Raw genomic sequence first — 23453 nt, forward strand, 5'->3', positions numbered from 1 at the left:
CGGCTGAGCAGTAAAGAGTTCGTTTCTCCACGTCTGGTCCTCGCAATGTTCGCAAGCGACGCCTCCGCGGCACCTCCTGCGTGACAGGGTATCGGCTCCTTGTTTTGTCGGCACGTATCGCTCGCGCCGCCATTGCGATCGAGGAACCCAGTGCAAATCCGCGTACGGCATACGCATGAGCTTCGGAGCCTCACGCCAGTGCAGGGATGGCCAATCTAAGGCATCTGTCTTGAACGGCTACGACAACATCGGCGAGTCCAGGCGACAACGCCAGCAACCGATCGATTGTCGCGCGACCGGCTGCTCCTCCCATTATCTTTGGTTGGTAGTCGAGGCGCGGATCTCTGTTTTGAACGTAAACTGGATAAATATCTAAACGGATCTGCTTCGCACCAAAGTGGAAGCAAGGCAGAATGGACTCCCCTTTGCTGTTTCCGGACCCAAATGCAAAATTGCCGACACTGTATAATATCGGCCGACCATTATAAATCTCGATCGGCTGAAGGATGTGGGGATGATGGCCGATGACTGCGTCCGCACCCAGGTCGATAAATAGCCGCGCTTTCATGCGGTCTTGCTCGGTAGGTTGGCGCTGGTATGGCAAACCCCAATGTACCATCACGGCGATCCGATCGACCAGTGGACGAAGTTGGGCCAGATCACGCTCGATGAATTCGGGCACATCTTGTGCGGAGCCTGGAAGTTCGCCACGAGCCGCTGTTCGACGGTTCCAGTAATATCCGAGAAGTCCGATGCGGATATCTGCGCCATCAAAAATCGCCGGGTGGTAAGCAGAGCTCTGGTTCCTACCACCACCGTACGGTTGGATATACTGTCGCTCTAACGTGGCTAGCGTCTCAACCACGCCACCCCGACCGCAGTCTTGAATGTGGTTATTCGCGACAGTCATGGCAGCGAAGCCTGCACGACGTAAGACAGAGGCTGACTTGGGGTCGACTTTGTATGAGTAGTTCCGAGTGGTACCTGCTTTCTCAGAGATGGTGGAGAACGGCCCCTCAAGGTTTCCCGTTATCAAAGCGCAGCGTCTAAAGATCGGCCTGACCCAGGCGAAGGCATAGTCTGGGCCAAACCTGCGGATACGATGACGCATCCGCATCCCGGTCATCACATCTCCGACCGCCGCCAAATGGTACGGAGCGCTGGCGGACGAAGAGAGGAACTGTTCAAGTTGGTCCGGGTCGATGAGATCGATGTCATCCGGAATTATGACCTCTGAAAACTTCTCGCGAATTTTTACAACATGGCGCCGGACTTCTTCCGATTCACTGAGGCGGTAGAGGGGTGGCTGAACGGAGGGTGCCAACAACGTCTCAACCGCTGAAGAACTAAAGCCGATCCCACGTTTCTCAAAAACGCTTCGGATCAGTGTTTCGTAACGGCTGCTGAATCTCATTCGGTCTGCATGAAGCAAACACGAGGCAAAGTTCTCCGGAAGTGACCTGAGGGCACGCGTTCGAATTCCGGAAGGAGCATACGGGCTATCAGAAAGTCGTCCCAGCGCCAAAAGGGCAGCTACAACTAACGAAATACAAGTAAGTTCGTCTCCCGGAAAAGCCTTGTGTAGGTCCCACATTGTCGCCGCTATGACTTGCGCGACCAGCGCCTCCGGCGGTGGCAACTCGGCGTCGTCCATACGCGAATCATTGGCAAGAGTATCCGATGGTACGAACTCGGCATCATGACGGAGGTGCCAACACCATACGTAGGGAGTCGACAGCATCGCGGCCGCAAAGTATGCGCTCAAGGCGTACTCAAGGGGACCAGGCCTACTGAAACTGGCGCGCGGTGCATGCAGCCTGTCAGCTTGGATGTCAGCGGTATGGCGCACAACGTGAAACCCGAATGCCTGATATATGAAACTGGCATTGTGCGAGGGGTCGCACAGATAAGCACCGCCTGAAATTCGTGGAAGCCACCCTTCCGCTGTGACTGCACGCCCCGGGCCGAACAGCAATTCCCCACAGAGGGGGATCGAAAAATCATCGAGATTTTCGATTCTTGCTGGATATCGGTATTTGGTCCCTTTGACCGGCACCAACCTAAGCAGATCCCCGTTAACTCCCCCTTGTTTCGGCTGGTGCGCATTAACGATCGCTCTGACCTTCGGCAACGGGCCCTCGCCGAGTGAACGCAGCACTTCGTTCACTCGATGAGCTATCAAGGAGACGTGGTAGTAGACGTTGACCTGGCCGAAGCGTGCCGCGGCCTCACAACCTTCCTGTTCACCAAGAATTCCGCCGCCGAAAGGCTTGAAAACATAGTTACCTTGCTTGTCGGGCAGTGCTTCGCCCATCTCACCCGTGGGCCAGTGAACATCCGTGGCTGGATGACCGATTACGTCCACGTACCGCCCACGCAGCCCTTGCCTCCCCGTGTTTTGGCAAAGATAAGGCAGTTCGACCTCGGTTGAATGCACCCGGCCGCCAGTAAAATCTGAATCGCAACGCTCCCAGACGTAAACAGATCCAGTCGCCATCTTTTTCCCCAAAGCTACTGCTTCTTCTGCGAACGCTGAGACGCAAGAATTCACAAGTCTTGCGCTCCGCAATCCTGCGAACCTTTCGCCGGCGGGTACTGAAATTGATCGAAAGGACATGCCGTCGGTTGCCCTGAGGCCAACTCTCTACAGGGCGTGGAGATTGTCCTTCAACATGCTCTGAGGCCGCATTTTCGCTCCATGGTGGGAAGCTGGATCCGAGTCTGCAGCCCAGCTTCCGGCAGCGTTTTGGCCTCAATTCGCCTGCCCCTGATGGGGGCTACACAAATCAATCTCCTGACGAGGCACATCTATCCGATGCTTGCGACCGGCTTTTTCTTCTCTCCGCTTATTCGAGCTGCCTTACTGAGGCCGCCTGCTGAACCGTTATTCTCACCCGATCCAGCGAGCTCTTGCCGAGCACTCTCCAATGCCGTCGCCGCAGATCCCTCCTTAATCACCTTAAGTTCTTCCGCGACCATATTTGATTTTATGAGACGCCACTTGTCGAGGGAGGCGGCGCGCACGAAGCCGTAAGCCGATGGCATACGGACCATCAGCCAGCCTAGTTTCAACAATTCCTCCGTGAAGCCTCTCACGAACGCCGCCCCGCCGACACGCCGTCCAGTCAGGCGCCTGAATGTCTTGTACGACATTCTTGCACGGGTTCGCGGCTGTCCCGCTTTGTTTGTGGTGCGTTTCAAAGTCAAAGCAACGAGTGTCGCCGCATCACTTAGCGAAACACTCGGTGTTGCAGTCGGCGAAACAGTGTTCATAACCTTACTCTCCTTAGCTTGAGCAGAATCGATAAACTCATCACTGCTATCGAACGTCGTTCGTCTCGGGCCGAACTGAAGGAAACGGGGCCACTTCATCGAACCAGCCATCCTTTTTTGCCAAATACGACATTGCCATTGCGTGCATGGCAGACCTTATTTGCTGTGGCCGCGACTGAGACATAGATGCGAGGGGTTCCGCGGCTAGCTCACCAGATCTCGACAAAAGCGCCATTTTGGCACCCGATCCGTCAGTGCTCCATCTCAAAGTTAGAACCAAACCACCACTCTGTAGGTGCCGACGTAGGTCGGTATCAGTATCAGGCTCGGAACTGACCAATATTAGTCGTGTGGTCGGCAAGGTCGACAGCGCACGGCGGGGCCATTCATCTTCGCTGTTGACAATGAAATAGCCCTGGTTTCCGCACTGCAACACTCGCTGAGCGAGATCTTCGAGAACTGTACCATTGTCTGCATCCGTTCGAGTCATCGAGACCGCACGGCAAGCACCCAGACAAAGACCGCTCGCCCAAAGTCTGTCCGGAGAGGCTGCATAAACCAGGGCTTCCAGGAACGGGTCTCTGGCCAGCATTTGCGGGGTTGTCCGCCGCCCAAATTCCTGGGGTACAGTGTTGATGTAAGCGCCTCTTTTCGACAAGAGACCAACTCTTCGCCCTTCCGCCTGGAACCGATGATCGATTGCTGTCGCCACCGCACCAGTGTGTCGATCGCCGATGACGAGTACGGTGGCAATTTCCGAAGAGCCCGGCTCATTGTACATATTGGCCAGGATTATCTCACTCACATCTCTCGAGATCCCCGCTCGCGGCCAAAGATGAAACTCGATCCCCGGCCGTGCATTTACCTCGATGACAGTACACCCGACCTCTTTGTATGATCTTGCAATATCGGGCATGATGAGATCTATCCCGGCAATGTTAAGGCCGATGACTCTCACGATGCGCTCGCACAGTTGCCTGTTATCTGGATGAACGGAGTTTGTAACATCGACCGGGACGCCTCCACGGGCGAGGTGGCCGGTAGGTCGGAGAACCAAAGGCTGCCCGGAAATTGGGACGGACTCCAGCGTAAGACGACGCAAGGCTAGGTGCCGTAGCAGCTCATCGTCAATCTCTACAGGAGAAAGACGTCTCCCGTCTCTGTCGGGTTCTCGGTTCAAATCATGAATCAGGTCAACTATCGTTTTTTCACCGTCGCCAACGACTTGGGGGGGGCAACACATGACCGCCGCCACGAGATGATAGTCAACGACTGTCGCTCGAAATTCCGGGCCGGCGATGAACTGCTCAACCAGGACGCCAAACCGCTCTGACTGAGTGACGTCGTGCGCTATATCGAATGCAGCCTCAACTGCACGGCGTCCCCGCAGTTTAACCGAGACTCCCCGCCCCTGATTTCCCTGAACCGGTTTGACCACGACGGTCTTACCCAGCTGTTTGGCGGCAGCGACGGCCTCAGGTTTGGTGCGAACGGTAATCTGACGGGGTACTGGAATCCCCGCTTGCGCCAAAAGTCTGTTGCCCAGCCTTTTGTCCAAGGCCACCTTCGCCGACGCAAACGATGTAGAACCCGATATCGTCGAGAACAGCTGCTTCTGGTGCTTGCCTTGGCCAAGGCGAAGGTGGTTACGGGCAATGAATTCGAACGGGATGTGATTTCTCTTAGCTGCAGCTACAAGCACAGCGGTCGAATTTGAAAGACGTCGCCTCTTCGCCCTTTCCAGGTTTAGCTCCCGAGTCTGAGCGTATTTCGCTGCCCCGTCCTCGCCTCGCGCCGCCTCACCAATCGCGTCAACGACAGCCGAAGCAGCCGCGCGCGACATCTGCGGGTCATCCGACTCCCAAACGATTGCAAGATGGCTTTCGGACGGATCGCCTATTAGCGACGCCGTCGGCGAAAACGAATAGAAATTCATCGCGCGGCGAAGCTCAAGATCAGCGGACAGGATTGCGTCGGCAATGTAGCGAGGGACCAAAGCGTTTTGTGCACAACCGGGAAACATTTCGGACAGCGCTGAGCGAGCCAGCGCAGTAAAATCGGAGATGCAAGAAACCGCTAGCCGCCCGATATTCAGGGTTAATTTGACCACCGTGTTCGTGCTATGCACATTAAGTCCCGATAGCACCTTAAAACTGACAATCTCAATTTGTCCCAACTCTTCAGATAGGCTGACCATAACCCCACTTTTGACCCCGGATGTTCACGCTCCGCCTGCTTTTCGACCGTCTCCCACAATACAGACTTCCTGACCACGCTTCCGCTGCAGCCACTTCAAATGCATCTCGAAACGGGCACCGCATCGATGGGCATGAGCGGCTTCGGCAAGACCCGATGTGAAGGGGCGAAGATGTGGCGCATTCCACCACATTTAAGCACGCTTTATATCTGATCCCCCACGTTCAGTCGGCCTAAACGCTACGGCCGCAGCATCCGGAAGTCGCGTTCTTATTCTCTTGAAAGACCAGTGGATTTCCCGCCGGCCTGATCCGGACAATGCAACTGGATGGTATGTGGCCTCGCGGGGAGATGTCGTCATGCATTCGAATGGCAGAGATCCAGACATTATAGTGTTAATAGCCGTTAAAAGTCGTTAGCTTGGGTATGTATTTTAGGCATCTAATGCTATTTAGCTAATCATATTTATCTAATCATATTGGTTATTGGATAATCGATTGCAAACGGAGAGGAGTATAGAAAAGGGCTTAATCTTATACATAGAAAAGAAAAGACTTCTAAATGCCATCCAAATGTAAGTTGGGGGGGTCATGTCCGTTTCAAGAATTAAGCGCGGGCGCCTGAAGAGAGCTAAACGAGCATTCGCCACCCGCCGGGTCGCCGCATCTCACATGCGCACACTCGTCACCGGACCTATACAGCCCGTCGCTGGCGATCTTGTTTTGGCGCGCGTTGATGAACTCGGCAATCACAGCAGACTGGAGCTCATCTGCGGGCGAAAGGCGATCATGTTTCGCGGAGATGAGATAATCCTCTGTTATGGAAACAGGTACGCTCCTGACCAGTTCGAGGCGGTAATAGGCCCCGATCTGGGGCCGTGCGACTTGGTAGCGGGGGGCGGCATCGCGGCATGTGAGCTTTCCAGGCATGCTCGCATGCTGGCGCCAACCAAGATCACCCCGCTCGGCCTGATTGGCGACAAGTTCGGCCGCCGGCTAAACGTGTGGGATTACAAGGTCAGCTCAGACGATTTACCCCCTTCCCTGCCGATTGTTCTGTCGCTTGGGACGTCAATGAACGCCGGCAAGACATTGACGGCAACGTCATTGGTCCGAGGATTCAAAAAGGCGGGACTGAAGGTCGCGGCACTGAAAATTACAGGAACTGGCTCGGGTGGCGACACCTGGATTGTGCGGGATGCCGGAGCCGACATCGTTCTTGATTTCACAGATGCCGGATTTGCAACGACGTATTTAGCCCCGGTAGAGTTGATTGAGAAGGGTGCTTTCCGCCTACTGAACCATGCCGCTGAAAATGGATGTGACGTCGCTGTTATTGAGATTGCCGATGGGCTGCAGCAGAAGGAAACTTCCGAGCTAATTCTGGCTGAATCTTTTCGGAGCATGGCTCTTGGCGCGATTTTCGCTTCCTATGACGCGATGGGAGCAAAGTATGGAGTTGATACCCTCCGCGCTGCTGGCCACAAGGTACTTGCAATTAGTGGCAGGATCGGCCGATCGCCGCTCGGTGTGAGGGAGGCTGAAGAAGCCACTGGCCTGCATGTCTATTCCCCATGGGAGCTCCAGGATGGGGCACTCAGCCCCGTTCTAAAGGCTCGCGCTTCTGAAAAACTGGCTAACGGACAGGGCAATAATCCATATCTACGGCGTATTGCTGATTCCCCAAATCCAATGACGGCACTCGACCAAGGTCGAGCCTACTCTTCCCAGCTGCGAATTGATTTTTTAGGGAAGCTCGCGCACGAACTGATTCTGGCAGAGTTGGGAGAAACACCTGGCCCCGGAAGGCCTGCCAGTGACAGCAGGGCGACATGGCCGAGTCCCTTTGGGAGCGTCTCGGTCACCTTGCCCGAGTTGCTATCGCAAAGCTCGAACCCCGCATTTATGTCGATCCAGGCGCCCGCTGAGTTGATAGAAGCGGCAGTTTTGGCAAAAACCCGTGGAGCCCTCAAGTCATCTCTGGGCAGCCTGGTCCAAGCCCTCGGGTGCCCTCCCCTGTCCGCCACCCAAATGTACAACCTCGTGAGCGGAGCTTGGTCGATGTTCGAGGCAGTTGATCACGATGAACGCCTTTGGGCAGCAAATCGGCTTCAGCCAAATGTTCTTGCGGGACCTGCTTTGAGCCCTCATGACGATTTGGAGGGGATGATCATGAATTTCTCGGGAATTTTCAACGAGGACCCCGACCAGCATGCCCCGCTTGGACGGGCGTGAAAGACGGTGTCCTTGCTGAGAACACGAGGTAGGCGGCGGTACAGCGCCCCCCTCAGCGAAATGTGGCGAAGGTCGATACCTGGCCTTGCTGCGGTTGTGGGTTTTGGTGTCTGTATCAATGCGCTCCGATTTGCTGGGCCGCTTTATTTTATACAAATATTCGACCGGGTCATTTCCAGCCGCAGCGTGGAAACCCTCGTTATTCTGACCTTGGCCGCCTTGCTCGCTCTGGTAACCGGCGTCGTGCTGGAAGCCATTCGTCGTCGTATGCTTTCCCGCTGGAGCGTTTGGATCGAGCACCACTTGACCAGCCAGTCCGTGAAAGCCGGATTGACGGCAGGCGTCCCCAATCCGCCGCTTCTGACCAGCATCGAGAAAGTCTCCAGCTTTGTTGAGCGAGGGCTAGCTGCTTGGCTGGACGTGGTCTGGGCTCCCGTTTTCCTGTTATGTGTATACTTGATCCATCCTGTTCTCGGCCTGATCGCGTTGGCAGGCATGGCTGTGCTGACAGGTATGAGCCTGCTCAAAGAAAAGATCACACAAGAGCCCCGCCAAGCTGAACGTGAAGCTGCCAAGCAGGCGAAAGAGGTATTGATTTCAGCGGAAAGGCACAAAGACGTAGTCGGCGCCTTCGCAATGGCCGACGCGATCGCCGGTCGCTGGGGTAGGAACAGAGTAGATGGCTTTTTGCAGCGGGAGCGGCTTAATGCCAGAGGATCGAGCCTTGATGCAGCGATCCGGGCGCTGAACCGTTGCGTTTACATAGTTCTATTGGCATCGGGCATCTGGCTGTTCCTGAACGATTCGGCGTCCCTCGGAGGCGTATTTGCAGCCCGGCTCATTGCCAGATTTGCTTACAGAATGGTGGAAAAGGCAGTTCGGGAGCTCAGAAGCCTCAGGGAAGCGCGGGAGGGATACTCTCAGATCAAGGCGGAGCTTGCCAAACCGTTGGACGTAGAGCCGTCTCTGCTTCCTGGAACGCCGCAAGGCTCGTTAGTTCTCGATCAAGTTACATTCAGGCATGCTGGATCGCGAGCAGACGTATTTAGGAAACTGTCGCTTTCTCTGGCTCCTGGGGAATTGCTGCTGGTCATAGGACGTGCAGCCACCGGCAAGACGACGCTTTCTCGTCTTCTCATTGGTTTGCTCAAGCCCCGCACCGGTCAGATCCGCTTGGGAGACATGGACATAACCAGGCTTCCGGATAATGTTAGAGTTCGAGGCATCGGCTATTTACCTCAGCACGTTGAACTTTTTGACGGAACCGTCGCGGAAAATATTGCACGTTTTCAACAAAGTTCTATCGATGACGTGGTTTCCGCAGCAAAAATAGCCGGAATACACGAAGTTATCATTCGTCTGGGCCAGGGTTATGACACTTTGCTTAACGACTCGGTCGGCCTGTCCGGGAGTGAACGGAAGCGAGTAGCCCTTGCCCGCGCGCTCTTTCGCGCGCCGAGACTTATTGTCTTGGACGAGCCATTCGCCAATTTGGACGCTGCCTCGAAGAAGACCCTCGAGTCGGCGGTTAGGCTTATGAAGGATGCGGGAAGCTCGGTAATTGTCACCATATCCGGACAGACCAACCGTCTTGCCGGATTAGTTGATAGGTCGCTGATCCTAGGAAGTCGATCGCCTGAGCTCACCGAAGGTTCGGTTCCTCCCGTTCGCTTCGGGAAAACTGAATTGCGGAGCGTTAAATGATAGCTTCGCTCGCCCGTGACACCGAACACTCCGGCACCCAGCAAGCCGAGGATCCGCCGCCGTTTGGTAGGCGTTTAGTGATCTCTGGTTTCGCGATTGTCGCTGCCTTCTCGACTCTGACCGGCATGTGGCTTGTCGCGGCACCTATCCAGGGTGCGGTCTTGGCCACCGGGGTGGTGAATGTCGCGTCAAACGTAAAGACAGTTCAGCACCTCGAAGGCGGCATCATATCAGAGATATTGGCTCAAGAAGGAGATCGCGTGTCGCCAGGCCAGGTGTTGATACGATTGCAAAACACCGCTTCGGCGGCTGCTGCAAATGAAATCAAGGCGCAGTGGTACGAGGCGAAGGCTACGGAAGCGCGCTTGGTCGCGGAAAGAGATGGAAAGGACTCGATCGAAATTCCGCCTGAATTGAAAGCGTCCGGCAAATTGGCAGCGGATGCTGCTTCCGGGCAGGAGAGTGTCTTTCGGACACGTCAAAACCTCTTCAGAGAGCAGCTCTCCCTGCTGCAGCAAGCAACCGGAAGCATGGCGAAGGAGATAGAGGGTTTTGAAGGGCAAGTGGTAGCGGCTACCCGGAAGCTCGAGCTGATCGAGGAGCAATTAGGTGATGTGCGCAGCCTGTACGAAAGGAAGTTGGTAGTCAGGACGCGCCTTGTAGATTTGGAAAGAGAAAAGGCGGACGTGGGAGGTGCCCTAAGCGGGTATGTAGCGTCGATCGGCGCGACCCAGCAAAAGATGGAGGAGACGAAATTCAAGATTGCCGAACTTAGCGCCTCGACGACGGCCGATATCGTCGAGACACTAGGAGAAACCCGCGCCAAAATATACGAATACGAGCAGCGAATGGCCGCTGCTGATGACGTGGCGACGCGTACCGAGATACGTGCTCCTATCGGAGGCACCATAGTGGGACTTAAGGTCCACACGAATGGAGGGGTCGTAACGGCGGGAGAGCCGCTGATGGACATCGTCCCTCAGGAGGATAGCTTCGTTGTTGTGGCAAACGTTGACCCCCTCGACGTCGATCAGGTGAAAGTGGGGCTGCACGCGACGGTGTGGCTTAGCGCTGTGAACAGACGTTACCAGCAACCGATGAGCGGTGACGTTCGCACTCTTTCAGCTGACCGGCTAATTGACCCTCGGACCGGTCAGGCTTTTTATTCAGTCCGAATTGTTCTGAGGCCGGAGTCTTTGAAGCCTGGAGCATTGCAAGCTGGAATGGGCACACAGGTCATGATCGAAACTGGAGCGAGGTCAGCATGGGAGTATCTCAGCGCGCCGGTCTATGCCGCTATGGGACGTGCTCTTCGTGAATAAAGAGAACGAGCAATAGACAAAGACTGTTACGCTCCCGTTCGAGTATAATTGGGGGCGAGTATCGAGTATTATGTCTTCTTCCAGATTCGCGGCCACCAGTCGACGCGTCGCCGCCGCTCGGCCCTGTCGACGCCGCGCATGCGCAGGCCGAACTCGACATTCTCGCGCACGGTGAGGAATGGAAACAGCGCCAAGCTCTGCCAGGCCATCGGCGTATCCCGCCGCCAGGTGACGGCTTTCGTCGATCAGCACGGCCATTGAACACCAAGTGCCTGGATCGCTGCCATTCGAATGCACGACGACATCGCTCCCGACAGCCACATATCATCCAACTGAAACGCAATTTGTATTTCATTTCTTTGATTAAGGTCATCTCAATAAGGGTGGAAACCATGGCCAGCAACGCCAAACTCGCTGAATCAGCTCGCGAAACGCCAAAGCTTAACATGAAACCGATCGAGGAGATTGACAGCAAGCAAATCTCCACGGCAATCCGACAAAATCGGCCGTTTGTTGTTCGAGGCTGGGTTGCAGCCTCCGACGGCTGGGGATTGGATGACCCCAAATGGGCGCGGCATACCGGGCAGGTTACGGTGGTTCCAGGGGACGAGACCACGGTTTCCACTGCATCCTATGTCTTACGCAAGAGCGGGATGACACACGAAATGACCTTCCGTGAGTTGTTCGAGCGGATCCTAGGCCAGGGGGAATGGCAACCACTGATCGATGCAAACGAGCGCTACTACATGTTTGGTGGGAAAGTCCCGAGCAGTCTTCTGGAGGCATTGCCTTGGCCAAGTGACCTGGAGTTCGTTGGCTCGTCTCCCTATGTTGCTTCCGAAGGGGTTACCGCCAAGGCGCATTATGATCATTGGTACGCATTCCTGGTGCAGCTACACGGGACAAAAGCCGTAAAAATGTTCCCCCCTTGGGATTATAGTTTCATCTATCCGCAGCATGAAAAGACGGCCGACAAGCCCAGGCGGGCGCTTGTGGATTTGAATAATCCCGATTTTGACCAGTTCCCGCTGTTGAATCAACTGCATGGAGAGATTGCCGTACTGAATGCAGGTGACGTTTTGTATATGCCGGTCGATTGGTGGCATGAGGTTGAAACCGAGGGATTCTCTGTCAGCATCAACCGGCGTTTGAGACGGAGTGCGCTGGACTGGGCCGGCGCTCTGCTTGTATTCGGCTATCAGGTCCTGCAAGGCGCATACCGTTACGGCATCGAACCGATCCCCACCGACGAAATTAAGACTCTGGCCCAGCATGCCTATGTTGAGTGGAAGAGCGACACCGGCAAAACCGAATACGATCAATGGTGCGCATTCCTGGCGCAGTTGGGGCGGGACCAAGCAAAGGCGTTGCGGATCCCCGAAGATCTCGGAGTCCTCATGGCGCGGTGTTTTCAGACCGAGCAAGACCTAACGAAGGCAGAGTTTGAGGCGCTCTCGCATCCCGCGGTTGGACTACCTGTTCGGCAGTGACCTGCATTCCGGATTTCTGACCGTTCTGAGCTGGAATTTTCCACTGAGTTGAAGTTTTCGGAGGTGCAGATCGCCTTCATCCTGCGACAAGCTGAGGAGGGGACGGCGGTTACGCGATGGTTTGGCTGAGCGCTGTGAGCAGACGTTACCAGCAAGCGATGAGCGGCGACATGCGCACTCTTTCAGCTGACCAACTGATTGATCCTCGGACCGGTCAAACTTTCTATTCAGTTCGAATTGTTCTGAGACCGGAGTCTTTGAAAGCAGCGCCTGTAGCATTGCAAGCTGGGATGGGCACGCAAGTCATGATCGAACCTGGAGCGAGGTCTGCATGGGAGTATCTCAGCGCTCCTGTCTACGCCGCTATGGGTCGCGCGCTTCGTGGATAAAGAGACGGGCAAAAAGAATTTGGAGCTCAAGTTAAAGTATAATTTGGGCGAATATAATGTCTTATTCCAGAATTCGCGGGACTAAAAGAGAGCTAAACGTGAATTCTCTACCCGCCGGGTCGCGGCATTTCACATGCGCACACTTGTCACCGGACCCATACAGCCCGTCTCTGGCGATCTTGTTTTGGCGCGCGGAAACACCGCTTACGATTTTCCCTGCTATAGTGCTTCATATGGCGCGCCGGCAAGCGGACTCTGCTCACCGGCAGCAATGCAGCTTGAATTGGCAGCTCGACGAGTGTGGGGAAAGGCGGTAGCGCTCTACCGACTCGACCCCCCTCGTTTGATGCCGCTAATCCTTGCCGCTCATCAGCTCAGAAAGCAGACGCCTGCTGGGAAGGACGGGCCAGGCGCGAAGCCTCGTTTGATTCCCTCGCGACCGCCCAGCTTCGAGCATCCGACGTTAGATTGCTTCCTATTGCTGTCGCAGGTGATCGCTTCAGCAGCTTGTTGGGCGTGATGTAGCCTGCGTTAACCCCCGGGATCGAGTGGTTCATCAGAAGATGGACGTCCAACTCCGCAACGCCTGCAGCCTGGGCGATTGTCCGGAAAGTCTGCCGCAGGTCATTCCCCCATTTCGACAGATCGCTGCGTTTCTCCTTGTGCTCGATGACGTGACCGCGTTCGCTCTCTGCTGGGAATAGCCAGTCACGCGATTGCTCGGGGTAGAGAGCCCTACCGATGCGCATCACTCGAACCAGGCAGCGGACGCAGACCAGGACCATGGAGCGCAGTCACCTGGCCAATGTTTCGGCTTGAGAAGCAGGGACGGAAGCCGCACCGAGCTTCGTATAAGCCGAAGGAACGCCGCGTTGACTAGCCGATAACCCACTAAAACCGTGGATTTATTGAAACGCACGAGCATATTACGGGTCGGGCGCGCAGTGGTTGAAAATGCTTGCGTCGCGCTATGTTATTTGCATGCTGCGCCGTTTCTTTCTCTGTCGTTCGTGGCGCTGGCATGCTCTGATCCCTCAAAAAGGGTGTGTCATTAGTTTTCAGTTTTTGAGACCGGCGGTGGGCCTATCGTTTGTCCGCTTGCCGAACAGGGAGGAAGACAATGGACGGAGAATCGCATTCCAAATCAAGGCGAAGCTTTCTGAAGTCGAGCGGACTTGTCGCCGGGCTGACGGCGACGGCGGTTACCGCTCCCTGGGTTCGAAGGGCAGGAGCCGCTGACACAATCATCTGGAAAATTCAAACCTCGTGGCCGGCTGGCGTCGGACTTGAAACTTTCCAGAGCTGGTGTGGGGCCATCAAGGAAAAGACCGGAGGCCAACTCGAATTTCAGCCGTTCAAGGCAAAGGACATCGTTGGTGACTTCGAACTCCTCGACGGGGTGAAGAACGGCGTTCTGGAAGCGATGAACTCGTTTTCACTTTACTGGGCCGGTAAGCTTCCCGCTGCGGCGTTCCTCTCCTCTTACACGATGGGGCTACGCTATCCGCACGAATGGGACATCTTTTTCTATTCGAAAGGTGGTCTGCAGGCCGCGCGCGACCTTTATGCGAAACAAGGTCTTTACTACGTCAACCGCATTCATCACGGCCCGAACATCATCCACTCAAAGACACCGATCCGCTCGATCGAGGATTTCAGAGACCTGAAGCTGCGCGTACCTGGCGGCATGATCGCCGAGACATTCGCAAAAGCCGGCGCCAAGACGACGCTGCTGCCGGGCGGCGAGGTGTTCTCCGCGCTGGAGAAAGGCACGATCGATGCAGCCGATTACACTGGGCCGGCGGTAAACTGGGCGCTCGGGTTCCAGCAGGTGACCAAGTACATTTCCATGGGCCCAGCCGGTCTGATGTCCGTATACCAGCCCGTCGACCTGATGGACTTTGCCGTCAACATGAATGTCTGGAACCAACTCCCGGACAACCTCAAGAAGTTCGTGGAAGACGAAATCCAAGTCTATTCCAATGTCCATTTCGGGGCCATCCAGAAGGCCGACATGGAGGCCTGGCAGAAATTCCTGGATGCCGGCATTGAAATCAATCGGCTTGGACCGGAGGACCTCCAGAAGTTCCAGGAAATCGCGGTGCCAATCTGGTTCGAGTGGGCCAACAAGGATAAGGACGCGGCGCGCATCTTCAAACTGCAGCTTGAGGTGATGGAGAACCCGACCGTCGGTTACGTGACGCCGGACATGTATCAGGGATTGTCGATCAACCTCTGAGGCTCTCCGCGCCCGTCCTGTCCGGGCGGGCGCACTCTCCTGCAAGAGGCAGTCGCCGATGCCCTCACTCACATTTGTGCTGCCGCACTGGCTATACTGGTCAAGCCTCGTGCTTTTCCCGCTCGTTGCGGTCTTCCTTGTCCATCGCGAGCGGGCACAGCGCGATGCCGGCCGTCCAAATCTCTTTCTTGCTTACCTGTTCCTGGTCACTGCAGGCTTCCTCGGCATGCACCGGTTTTATCTGAAGAGCAGGTGGGGATTCATTTTTATCCCGCTGTTCATTGCAGTGCTTTGGACGAGCGCCCAGGTACGCGACGGACGTGAGGCAGTGTCGCTCGCGCGATCCCAGAGCGAACACGCCGAAAGGCTGTTGCCGCGTGCCAAGGCAGATGTAGCAGCCAGCAAAGAAGGCGCTGCCGATCGCCTGGCGAAAGCTGAGGCAGACGCCACGGTGGCGCGCGATAATCTGAGCGCCGCCGCCCATGGGCTCGAGCGCGCCAACAGCATTGGCCGAATTGCCGGACTTCTGCTTGGTCTCGCTCTCGCAGGCGACGCCCTTCTAATACCCGGTCTTGTGCGGCGCACCCGCACCCGTGAGATCGAGCGCCCCTCGGCCGACCATCCGCTCGTAGTCGATGTGCCAGCCACGCCCGTCAAGCAACCGCTCGCGTTGTTCCAGCCGGTCGACTGGTTGGTACGCGTGACGGGCGAGTTCGTCGCGTATTGGTCGGTTCTCGCAGTGGTGGCGTACTACTACGAAGTGGTGGCCCGTTTTGTTTTCAACTCACCGACCAACTGGGTACATGAAAGCATGTTTCTTATGTTCGGCATCCAGTACATGCTGGCAGGCGCCTATGCCTACCGTGACGAAACGCATGTCAGGGTAGACATCGTCTACAGCCATCTCTCCGAACGCGGTCGTGCTGTCTGCGACATCATCACCTCGGCCTTCTTCTTCTTGTTCACCGGCACCATGCTGGTCACAGGATGGCGATTTGCGAGCGATGCCACGGCGGTTGGCGAACGCTCATTCACCGAATGGGGCATCCAATACTGGCCGGTAAAGCTCGCGATCCCCATCGGGGCAGCGCTCCTGTTGCTTCAGGGCCTATCCCGGCTGATGCGAGACATCGCCACTGCATTTGGAAGGATCGGCTGAGCGATGGGCCTCGAGCTTCCGATCCTGTGGCTCAGCATATTGATGTTCGGGGGTCTGGGCGTACTTTTGCTGCTCGGATTGCCGATGGCCTTTTGCACCGGCAGCCTTGCCGTGCTTTTCCTCTTTCTGTTCGGCAATTCGGCCATGCTGAACATGCTGCCGTCTCGGGTCTTCCCGTTCATGACGGATTATCAGCTCTCGGCGGTGCCGCTTTTCATCTTCATGGCCGCGATTCTCGAGAAGGCGGGCATCATCGAGGAGCTGTTCGATGTCGTCTACAAATGGCTGGGCGGACTCAAAGGCGGGCTCGCATCGGCCACGGTGATCTCCTGCACGCTGCTGGCCGCGATGGTCGGTGTCGTCGGGGCGACGGAAGTGACGATGGGCATGATCGCGCTCCCGGCCATGCTGCGCCGCAACTACGACGCCAAGCTCGCCTGCGGCTCGCTTCTTGCTGGCGGGACCCTTGGCATTCTCATACCCCCTTCCGTCATGGCGATCGTCTATGCCGTCGTGGCGCAGCAGTCGCTGGGCGAGCTTTTGATCGGGTCGGTATTTCCCGGGCTGCTGCTGTCCGGGATGTATGTCGCCTACGTGACGGCGCGCTGTTACATCGACCCCAAACTCGGCCCGGCGTTGCCGCCGAACGAGCGCATTGACTTCGCCCAAAAACTCAAGCTTTTGCGCCGGACGTTCATGCCGATACTGCTGATCCTGCTTGTGCTCGGGGTCATCTTCATGGGCATTGCCACGCCGGTCGAAGCCGCCGGCATCGGTACGTTCGGGGCTTTCATCGTCTGCGCCGCACATCGGCGCCTGACCTGGGACACAATCCGGGAGGCCTGTGTCGCGACGCTCAAGGCCACGGCGATGGTCATGTGGATATTCTTCGGCGCCACCATGTTCGTCGGTTTCTTTATCCTGAAAGGTGGGCAGAACTTCGTAGCCGAATCGATACTCGGAACAGGCTTGGCGCCTTACGGCGTTCTTGTTCTGATGATGATCATTCTGTTCGTCCTGGGCATGTTTCTGGACTGGGTGGGCATTCTCCTTCTCACCGTACCGATATTTCTGCCCATCCTAAAGCCACTCGAATTCGGCGGCACGTTTGGGCTAGCCGGTGTGGCTCCTGAAGACGTGCCACTGTGGTATGGTGTCATTTTCATGGTCAACATGCAGATGGCGTTCCTTAGCCCGCCTTTCGGCTATTCGCTGTTCTATCTGAAGAGCGTTGCGCCGCCGGAGATCTCGATGGCGACGATCTTTCGATCCGCAGTCCCCTTCTTGTGCCTGCAGGCGATCGGAGTGGGACTGTGCATCGTGTTCCCCTCAATCGTCGTCTGGCTCCCGAAGGTCATGTACGGAGGCAATTGACCACATTTGCGGCTTGCCGACACCGAGGATCAGTCGAATTTGATAGCTTTTCGCTTGAACGGCGTCACCTTTTTGCCTTCCTTTGCGCGTCGTCATGAAGATCGCTTCTTGAAACAATCCTGGCTGCGAGTGCGGGTGTATCGCACTCGACCAGTCTTGGTTATCTCGCCTACGCCGCCCCGGGAATGCCGCGCCATCTGTCCTTGCCGAGATGGCCAAGGAACCCGCCGCCGATCAGATCGTTTCGCGATAGATCAACCGGACGAGGAGAGACATGCTCGAAATTCTGCATGCTCACAATCGCGGGACACCGAACACGGGCCGGTTCGGGGCTTGGCGCGATGCTGCGTGACGTCGATTATGTCCTGCAAAAACTCGACTGGATGCGCGGCGAAGGCATCTGGCCCAACGGCTTGCGATATCTGTGGACCGATGCATTCGGGGTCGTGCTCTATGTCTCGCTTTATGCGGAAACTGGCGAAGAGCGCTGGCTGGGCGAAGCCGAGCGGCTGGTGGCCGATGTCGAGCGTGTGCTCGGCCGCCGGCGCGGACTGAGGATCGGCGAAGCGGCGGATCGCGACGGCCAGTATTTCCACTATCTGGCGATGTGGCTGTTCGCCCTGGCGCGTCTCGGCGATCTGAAGCCGGAATACCGCAAGCGCGGCATTACGCTGGCGCGGGACATTCACCCGGCGTTTGTGGTCCCCGGCCGCGGCGTGATCTGGAAGATGCAGGAGGATTTGAGCGGTCCTTACCCGGCTACGGCCTCGGCAGCATGGATGCCTATGACGGCTACGTCTCTTACCGAATGCTCGACGACGAGGAACTGGCGCCCGAGATCGCGCAGATGCGTGACCTGATGGAGCGCGATTGGCGCAGCCTCGACATCGACCAGGACCTCGGCCTCGGCATGATGCTGTGGCTCGCCCATTTCTTTCCCGACGAGCCGTGGGCCGAGGCCCAGACGAGGCGTTCGCTGCGAACCCTGGAAACGATGTGGGTCGACCCGCCCGGTTATTTCAGCCGCGCGCCATGGCTGCGCGATACCAAGTTCGCCTTCACCAATTACGGCGTTTCGCTCGGCCTGCAGGCCGCCGGTATCTGGCCGGGGCGTGTCGATAGGCTGAACGCCTTCTTCGAGGACTGGCGCTCCGGCGACGAATACGACCGCGAGGCGATCACCTGGGTGATGGCCTGCACCTCGCACCTTCCCGGTGCTTTTCTGACCCGGGGTGGCGAGAGAACGATTGAAAGCGACCAAGCTCGGGAACGTTCCTCCGCCGGCGCGGTTGTCGATGGAAGTGCATCGAAAAGCAAAAGCAAGGAACGCGGTTGAAATGGCCACTCTCTTGGGAAGCTGTTGGGTGGCGGCAGCCACCTCCACGAACCATCCCCAGCTCGAAGGTTCGATCCGTGCGGACGCCGTTGTCGTGGGTGCTGGAATTGTCGGGCTGACGACGGCGCTTCGGCTTTGCGAGGCGGGCCGATCGGTGGTCGTCCTCGAAGGCCTGCGCACGGGCGGCCAGGTAACCGGCCGCTCGACGGCCAAAATCACTACGCAGCACGCGCTGATCTATCGTCATCTCATCGACACTGTCGGCCGGGAGTTGGCCCAGGTCTACGCCGATGCGAATTCCGCCGGCGCCCGACAAATCCGCGACTGGGTTAACAACTACGCCATCGCCTGCGATCTCGAGAGCAAGGACGCCTATAGCTACACCTGCGATGAAAGCCGGCGCGCGGAGGTCGCGGCCGAGGCGGAGGCCGCGCGCCATGTTGGGCTGGAGGCCGATCTCCTCGACCGCGCGCCGCTGCCTTTCGAAACGGCCGCGGCATTACGGTTCCCCGACCAGGCGCAGTTCAATCCGGCGATGTATCTGGTTGGCCTGGCCGAAGCGGTGACGGCCCGTGGCGGTCGGATCTTCGACAACAGCCGCGCCACCTCGATCGACGAGGCAAGCCGCTGGCGCGTCGTCACCGATGGCGGCGCGGTTGATGCCGGGCACGTCGTCATCGCCACCAACATGACGGTGAAGAGCCCGATCGGCATGGCGAACCGGACGCAACCGCGCTGCCACACCGCCATGGCCTTTCGGATCGATGATCCCCTCCCTGTCGACGGCATGTTCATCGGCATCGACGACCCGACGCGTTCCATTCGCACGGGCCGTGATGCCGAAGGTCCACTGCTGGTCACGCTTGGCCCCAAGTTCAACACCGGCTGGGACGGCGACGTGGCGAGGCGGTTTGTCGAACTGGAAAAATGGGCGAGAAAGAACCTTCCGGTCGGCGACGTCGCCTGGCGCTGGTGCAATGAGGATTATGATACGGCCGACAGGATTCCATATGCCGGCGAGCCCGATCCCGCCAAGGCCGCCGGCTTCCACATTGCCACGGGCTTCAACGCCTGGGGGATCACCAACGGGACGGCCGTGGGCGCGATGATCGCCGACCTGATCTGCGGCCGCCCGAGCCCATGGCAAAAACTCTACGATCCGGCCCGGCCCTATCCTGAGGACTTCCACAAGAACGGCCGCAGTCAATCGATCGTCTCGAGCACCCACGACATTGCGCCTGGCATGGGTGGCGTGATCGTCAGGGGAGACGAAAAGATTGCGGCGTGGAGAGACACCGAAGGCGCACTCCAGGCGGTTTCGGCGATTTGCACCCACAAGGGCTGCACCGTAACCTGGAACAATGCGGACCACACCGGGGATTGTCCCTGCCACGGCTCGATCTTCGCCGCCGACGGTTCGGTCATCCACGGCCCTGCCCGAAAACCGCTTGCCCAGATTACATTGTGAAGGCGGCGACCGACACGGCCCGCGTCACGCCGGCCGTTCGTAGGTTCCGACCAACTCCGTCTCCTCCAATGCGTGTTTCTGGGCTTGTTTCCAGACCTGATGCACGCCCGCCTGTCCTGGTACGCTGAGGCTCGGCACATCGAGCGCGGCCAGCAGGAAGTGGTAATGGTGGACGCCGTGCCCTGCAGGCGGCTGCGGACCATCGTAATAGGCATTGCCGAAATCGTTGGTGCCTTGCCTGAGTGCCGACGGGCCGGGCTTGCCGTCTTCGGCCTCGGCGAGTCCGCCGGCATCCGGCGGGATGTTGAACACCGCCCAGTGCCCGAAAATCCCGCTTGGTGCATCGGGATCCCGCACGACAAGAACAAGGCTCTTGGTACCATCCGGGACACCGGACCACTTCAGCGGCGGCGAGACGTTCTGGCCGTCACGCGCATATTTTTCGGGAAGTCTTCCGCCTGCCCGGAACGCCGGGCTGATAAGGGTGAGTGGCATTGCTATTTCCCCAAGGAGGTTGCGACCGAGAAGCCCGCGCCTGCGCCGTTCACGCCGCTTGCTGAGCTTCGGCGACGCGTCTTATCTCGCCTGGCAGGGATTCCCAAACCTTGTGCATCTGTCCTTCTCCGACGTGATGGGCGAGCACCTTGGACACGACCCTGAATGCATCCTTGGAATCGACCGGACGGGTAAATTCCAGCTCCGCCTTGATCTTGGCCAGAAACTCGTCGAGCGACCGCATCTTCTCGGGAGCTTTGGAAGGCTGATATTGGTCATAGAAGGCGCCGCGCACCAGGATCGGCAGCTGCGAGCCGAGGTGGGCTGCAAGATCCGGCTGCATACGGTCGCGCAGGGCGTGCAGCACCGCTCCGAGAACGTGCCAGGCGACCTGCCGATCCGGTCCAATCTCGTCCATGATCTCGTCGAGCCAGATGTTCGTGGTCTGCAGTGTCTTGTCGAATACGTCGAGTCCGGTGGCATTCATCGAAATCCTCCTTCCGTTCAAATCCGACTAGGTGATGTGACCAAACAGCGGTACCTGCCCGTTGTTCCCCGATGCGTATGTCCTGATGCGCATTTATTGTCGGAGGTCCCGTCATGAGGGAATTCGGGCCGGCATTTTTTGCCGCTGTTTTTCGACCACCTTTCTTGGCCGGCACCCGGAACATCCTCATGGGTGGACGAGTTTTGTTTGCCGTCGCCGATCACATGGCGACGAGTGATGCAGACACAAAAAACAGGAGAAGAACCATGGCACATCACATTTGGCGCCCCGGACGCCATCGCGCAGCCTCTACCCATCCGCGCGCGACCCGCTCACGTCATTCCACCAGATCGACCGCCTGTTCGACGACTTCTTCGCGCCGATGGCCGAAGCGACTACGGCCGGCGATCTTTGGCCGAGCGTCGACGTACATGAAACAGACCAAGCCTATAAGGTCACCGCCGAATTGCCGGGGCTCGAGCAGAAGGACGTTGAGCTCAAGCTGCGCGACAACATCCTCTCCATTACGGGCGAGAAGCGTTCGGAGCACAAGGAAGGCGACGGCGGCCGCACTTACAGCGAACGCAGTTATGGCCGGTTTCAGCGGACCATCCCCCTGGAAGCGGAGATCGATGCCGACAAGGTGCAGGCCACTTTCAGGAACGGCGTTTTGGTTGTCGAGCTTCCGAAGAACCCCGCTGCAAAGGACAAGACACGCCGCATAGAAGTGAAAGCGCGATAGTTGCCAAACTGAAGGCTGCCTGAGCAGGCGGCGTTCAGCCCAGATGGAGAAGAACGGCGAGCACGGCGGCAACCGCCCAGGCGAGCGTCTAGCGCCGGGGATCGTCCGTCGCCTCGGAAACGCCTTCGAGAGCGATCTTGGCGGCTTCCTCATCGGTCCGCCCGAGGTCGGCCAGGGCAATGACGCCGACGAGGCGCTTGTCGTGATTGATCACCGGAAGACGACGCACCTGATGCTTGGCCATGATCTTCGCCGCATCGGTGATATCGGCGTCGTCGAAGCACCAATAGACATGCTCGGACATGACCTCGCGAACGGTCGTGTTGCCGGCTGAGCGCTCCTCGGCGACGCCGCGCATCACGATGTCGCGGTCCGTCACCATGCCGACCAGCCTGTCATTCTCGCCGACCGGAAGGGCGCCGAGATTGTCGGCCCGCATTTTCCGGGCGGCATCCCTGATTGTCGTGTTCGGGCCGACCAGTTCGGTCCGACGGCTCATGATCTCCTGAACTTGCATGGGATATTCCTTTCCCTGATTGCTGAGGCAACAAGCCGCCAAACGCGCCTGCTGCCACGCATCGCTAGATTGCCAGCTGGCCGGACGAGGCAATCTTCGATCTTCCCGATCCGCGCTGAGCCGCGTGCCGGTGCCGGCACCTCGCGATCGAAACTATTCTTGGAACGTCCAGGCAGCGAGCGAGTTCCAAAATGGTACCGGTGCCGCAGCCATCCCACGGAATGTGGCCGCAGGCTGGTGAAAAAACATCCACCGGGAAACAGATGCACGCGGATTGAAGGTCATGGCTATCATCTTTTCAGATCGCCGCGAGGCCGGGCGGCAACTCGCCGGGGAACTCGTTCGCTTTGCCGGCCGCGACGATGTGATCGTATTGGCGCTGCCCCGAGGCGGCGTGCCGGTCGGCTACGAGGTCGCGCAGGCACTCAAGGCACCGCTCGACGTCTTCGTCGTGCGCAAGCTCGGCGTCCCCGGTCACGAGGAACTGGCCATGGGGGCGATCGCGCCCTCAGGTGTACGTGTCCTGAACGACGAAATCGTCAACGGTCTCGCGATCCCGCCACATGTCATCGACGCGGTCGCTGCAAAGGAGGAAAAAGAGCTTCTGCGCCGCGAGCACCTCTATAGGGACGGGCGACCCCCACCGCAGTTGAATGGACGAACCATTATCCTCGTGGATGACGGGCTTGCGACCGGATCGACCATGCGGGCCGGGATCAAGGCGCTGCGAAAAAACCACGCCGCCCATATTGTCGCGGCCGTTCCCGTCGGTAGCCCCGACACTTGCGACGCGATGCGGGCGGACGCCGACGAGGTCGTTTGCGCGACGACACCAGAGCCATTGCTGGGTGTCGGGCGCTGGTACGTGGATTTCTCGCAGACGAGCGATGAAGAGGTCCGCGCGCTCCTCGCCAGGTCCGTGCCCAAGCCTGCGGCTTCCCACAAGCCTGCCGCTTCCGAAGAGGAATTGGCTGGGCGCGCGAGCGCGGGTCCGGCGCCTGGCACCAGATCGACATAGCGGAGGTGGA

General features: G+C 57.9%; 21 protein-coding genes. 13 read left to right on the forward strand and 8 right to left on the reverse strand.

Features of this window, described 5'->3' with window-relative positions:
• Nucleotides 1–190 precede the first annotated feature (190 nt).
• The 3 genes from NKI58_RS01175 to NKI58_RS01185 form a co-directional block, all read right to left on the reverse strand.
• Nucleotides 191–2497 carry a CapA family protein gene (locus tag NKI58_RS01175; RefSeq protein WP_352783293.1) on the reverse strand — a complete coding sequence of 769 codons (2307 nt, stop codon included), beginning with the start codon at nucleotides 2495–2497 and terminating at the stop codon, nucleotides 191–193.
• A gap of 311 nt (nucleotides 2498–2808) precedes the next feature.
• The gene (locus NKI58_RS01180; RefSeq protein WP_352451184.1) at nucleotides 2809–3273 is read right to left on the reverse strand and encodes a hypothetical protein; all 465 of its coding nucleotides are present in this window, start codon (nucleotides 3271–3273) and stop codon (nucleotides 2809–2811) included.
• 46 nt (nucleotides 3274–3319) lie between these two features.
• The gene (locus NKI58_RS01185) at nucleotides 3320–5470 is read right to left on the reverse strand and encodes an ATP-grasp domain-containing protein (RefSeq protein WP_352621592.1); all 2151 of its coding nucleotides are present in this window, start codon (nucleotides 5468–5470) and stop codon (nucleotides 3320–3322) included.
• Between the two features lie 589 nt (nucleotides 5471–6059).
• Here NKI58_RS01185 and NKI58_RS01190 point away from each other — a divergent pair.
• The 3 genes from NKI58_RS01190 to NKI58_RS01200 all read left to right on the forward strand — a co-directional run bounded on the left by NKI58_RS01190 (nucleotide 6060) and on the right by NKI58_RS01200 (nucleotide 10729).
• Nucleotides 6060–7703, forward strand: coding sequence for a hypothetical protein (locus NKI58_RS01190; protein WP_352783290.1), 1644 nt, complete (start codon nucleotides 6060–6062; stop codon nucleotides 7701–7703).
• Nucleotides 7704–7889: 186 nt separating this feature from the next.
• Nucleotides 7890–9407 (forward strand): ATP-binding cassette domain-containing protein, encoded by a 1518-nt coding sequence (locus tag NKI58_RS01195; RefSeq protein WP_352783287.1) that lies wholly within the window; start codon nucleotides 7890–7892, stop codon nucleotides 9405–9407.
• On the forward strand, nucleotides 9404–10729 hold the full coding sequence (locus tag NKI58_RS01200) for an HlyD family type I secretion periplasmic adaptor subunit (protein ID WP_352783284.1): 1326 nt from the start codon (nucleotides 9404–9406) through the stop codon (nucleotides 10727–10729). Before NKI58_RS01195 ends, NKI58_RS01200 begins: the two co-directional genes overlap by 4 nt.
• A 68-nt stretch (nucleotides 10730–10797) precedes the next feature.
• Here the strand turns inward: NKI58_RS01200 and NKI58_RS01205 are convergent, their stop codons facing one another.
• Entirely contained in the window at nucleotides 10798–10938 is a 141-nt protein-coding gene (locus NKI58_RS01205; protein ID WP_352457634.1) for a hypothetical protein, read from the reverse strand.
• A gap of 183 nt (nucleotides 10939–11121) precedes the next feature.
• On the opposite strand from NKI58_RS01205, the gene NKI58_RS01210 reads away from it, so the two are divergent.
• Nucleotides 11122–12219 (forward strand): cupin-like domain-containing protein, encoded by a 1098-nt coding sequence (locus NKI58_RS01210; RefSeq protein ID WP_352783282.1) that lies wholly within the window; start codon nucleotides 11122–11124, stop codon nucleotides 12217–12219.
• A 116-nt stretch (nucleotides 12220–12335) separates the two neighbouring features.
• Nucleotides 12336–12608 (forward strand): beta-barrel domain-containing protein, encoded by a 273-nt coding sequence (locus NKI58_RS35495; protein WP_502894588.1) that lies wholly within the window; start codon nucleotides 12336–12338, stop codon nucleotides 12606–12608.
• A 374-nt stretch (nucleotides 12609–12982) separates the two neighbouring features.
• Here the strand turns inward: NKI58_RS35495 and NKI58_RS01215 are convergent, their stop codons facing one another.
• Nucleotides 12983–13393, reverse strand: coding sequence for a site-specific integrase (locus NKI58_RS01215; RefSeq protein WP_352783280.1), 411 nt, complete (start codon nucleotides 13391–13393; stop codon nucleotides 12983–12985).
• A 335-nt stretch (nucleotides 13394–13728) separates the two neighbouring features.
• Between NKI58_RS01215 and dctP the strand changes: the two genes are divergently transcribed.
• From dctP to NKI58_RS01245, 6 genes are all read left to right on the forward strand, one after another.
• Complete coding sequence (gene dctP / locus NKI58_RS01220) at nucleotides 13729–14847, forward strand: TRAP transporter substrate-binding protein DctP (RefSeq protein WP_352783278.1); 1119 nt, start codon at nucleotides 13729–13731, stop codon at nucleotides 14845–14847.
• 109 nt (nucleotides 14848–14956) lie between these two features.
• Entirely contained in the window at nucleotides 14957–16006 is a 1050-nt protein-coding gene (locus NKI58_RS01225; protein WP_352783276.1) for a TRAP transporter small permease subunit, read from the forward strand.
• A gap of 3 nt (nucleotides 16007–16009) precedes the next feature.
• On the forward strand, nucleotides 16010–17380 hold the full coding sequence (locus tag NKI58_RS01230; protein ID WP_352574876.1) for a TRAP transporter large permease: 1371 nt from the start codon (nucleotides 16010–16012) through the stop codon (nucleotides 17378–17380).
• 290 nt (nucleotides 17381–17670) lie between these two features.
• On the forward strand, nucleotides 17671–18240 hold the full coding sequence (locus NKI58_RS01235; RefSeq protein ID WP_352824364.1) for a hypothetical protein: 570 nt from the start codon (nucleotides 17671–17673) through the stop codon (nucleotides 18238–18240).
• On the forward strand, nucleotides 18228–18716 hold the full coding sequence (locus tag NKI58_RS01240) for a hypothetical protein (RefSeq protein WP_352783270.1): 489 nt from the start codon (nucleotides 18228–18230) through the stop codon (nucleotides 18714–18716). The genes NKI58_RS01235 and NKI58_RS01240 overlap by 13 nt, the downstream gene beginning before the upstream one ends.
• A 1-nt stretch (nucleotide 18717) precedes the next feature.
• Complete coding sequence (locus NKI58_RS01245) at nucleotides 18718–20184, forward strand: FAD-dependent oxidoreductase (RefSeq protein WP_352853031.1); 1467 nt, start codon at nucleotides 18718–18720, stop codon at nucleotides 20182–20184.
• Between the two features lie 24 nt (nucleotides 20185–20208).
• On the opposite strand, the gene NKI58_RS01250 is transcribed toward NKI58_RS01245, so the two are convergent.
• Together NKI58_RS01250 and NKI58_RS01255 are read right to left on the reverse strand one after the other, a co-directional pair.
• Nucleotides 20209–20679 (reverse strand): YbhB/YbcL family Raf kinase inhibitor-like protein, encoded by a 471-nt coding sequence (locus NKI58_RS01250; protein ID WP_023677865.1) that lies wholly within the window; start codon nucleotides 20677–20679, stop codon nucleotides 20209–20211.
• Nucleotides 20680–20728: 49 nt separating this feature from the next.
• Entirely contained in the window at nucleotides 20729–21166 is a 438-nt protein-coding gene (locus tag NKI58_RS01255; RefSeq protein WP_023677864.1) for a DUF2267 domain-containing protein, read from the reverse strand.
• A gap of 280 nt (nucleotides 21167–21446) precedes the next feature.
• On the opposite strand from NKI58_RS01255, the gene NKI58_RS01260 reads away from it, so the two are divergent.
• The gene (locus NKI58_RS01260) at nucleotides 21447–21908 is read left to right on the forward strand and encodes an Hsp20/alpha crystallin family protein (RefSeq protein ID WP_352783265.1); all 462 of its coding nucleotides are present in this window, start codon (nucleotides 21447–21449) and stop codon (nucleotides 21906–21908) included.
• An 88-nt stretch (nucleotides 21909–21996) separates the two neighbouring features.
• Here the strand turns inward: NKI58_RS01260 and NKI58_RS01265 are convergent, their stop codons facing one another.
• Entirely contained in the window at nucleotides 21997–22425 is a 429-nt protein-coding gene (locus NKI58_RS01265; RefSeq protein WP_023677862.1) for a CBS domain-containing protein, read from the reverse strand.
• Between the two features lie 283 nt (nucleotides 22426–22708).
• On the opposite strand from NKI58_RS01265, the gene NKI58_RS01270 reads away from it, so the two are divergent.
• A complete protein-coding gene (locus NKI58_RS01270; protein ID WP_023677861.1) occupies nucleotides 22709–23443 on the forward strand; it encodes a phosphoribosyltransferase in 735 nt (244 codons plus the stop codon).
• Nucleotides 23444–23453 lie beyond the last annotated feature (10 nt).

It is taken from the genome of Mesorhizobium sp. M0522, assembly GCF_040321085.1.
Lineage (GTDB): Bacteria > Pseudomonadota > Alphaproteobacteria > Rhizobiales > Rhizobiaceae > Mesorhizobium.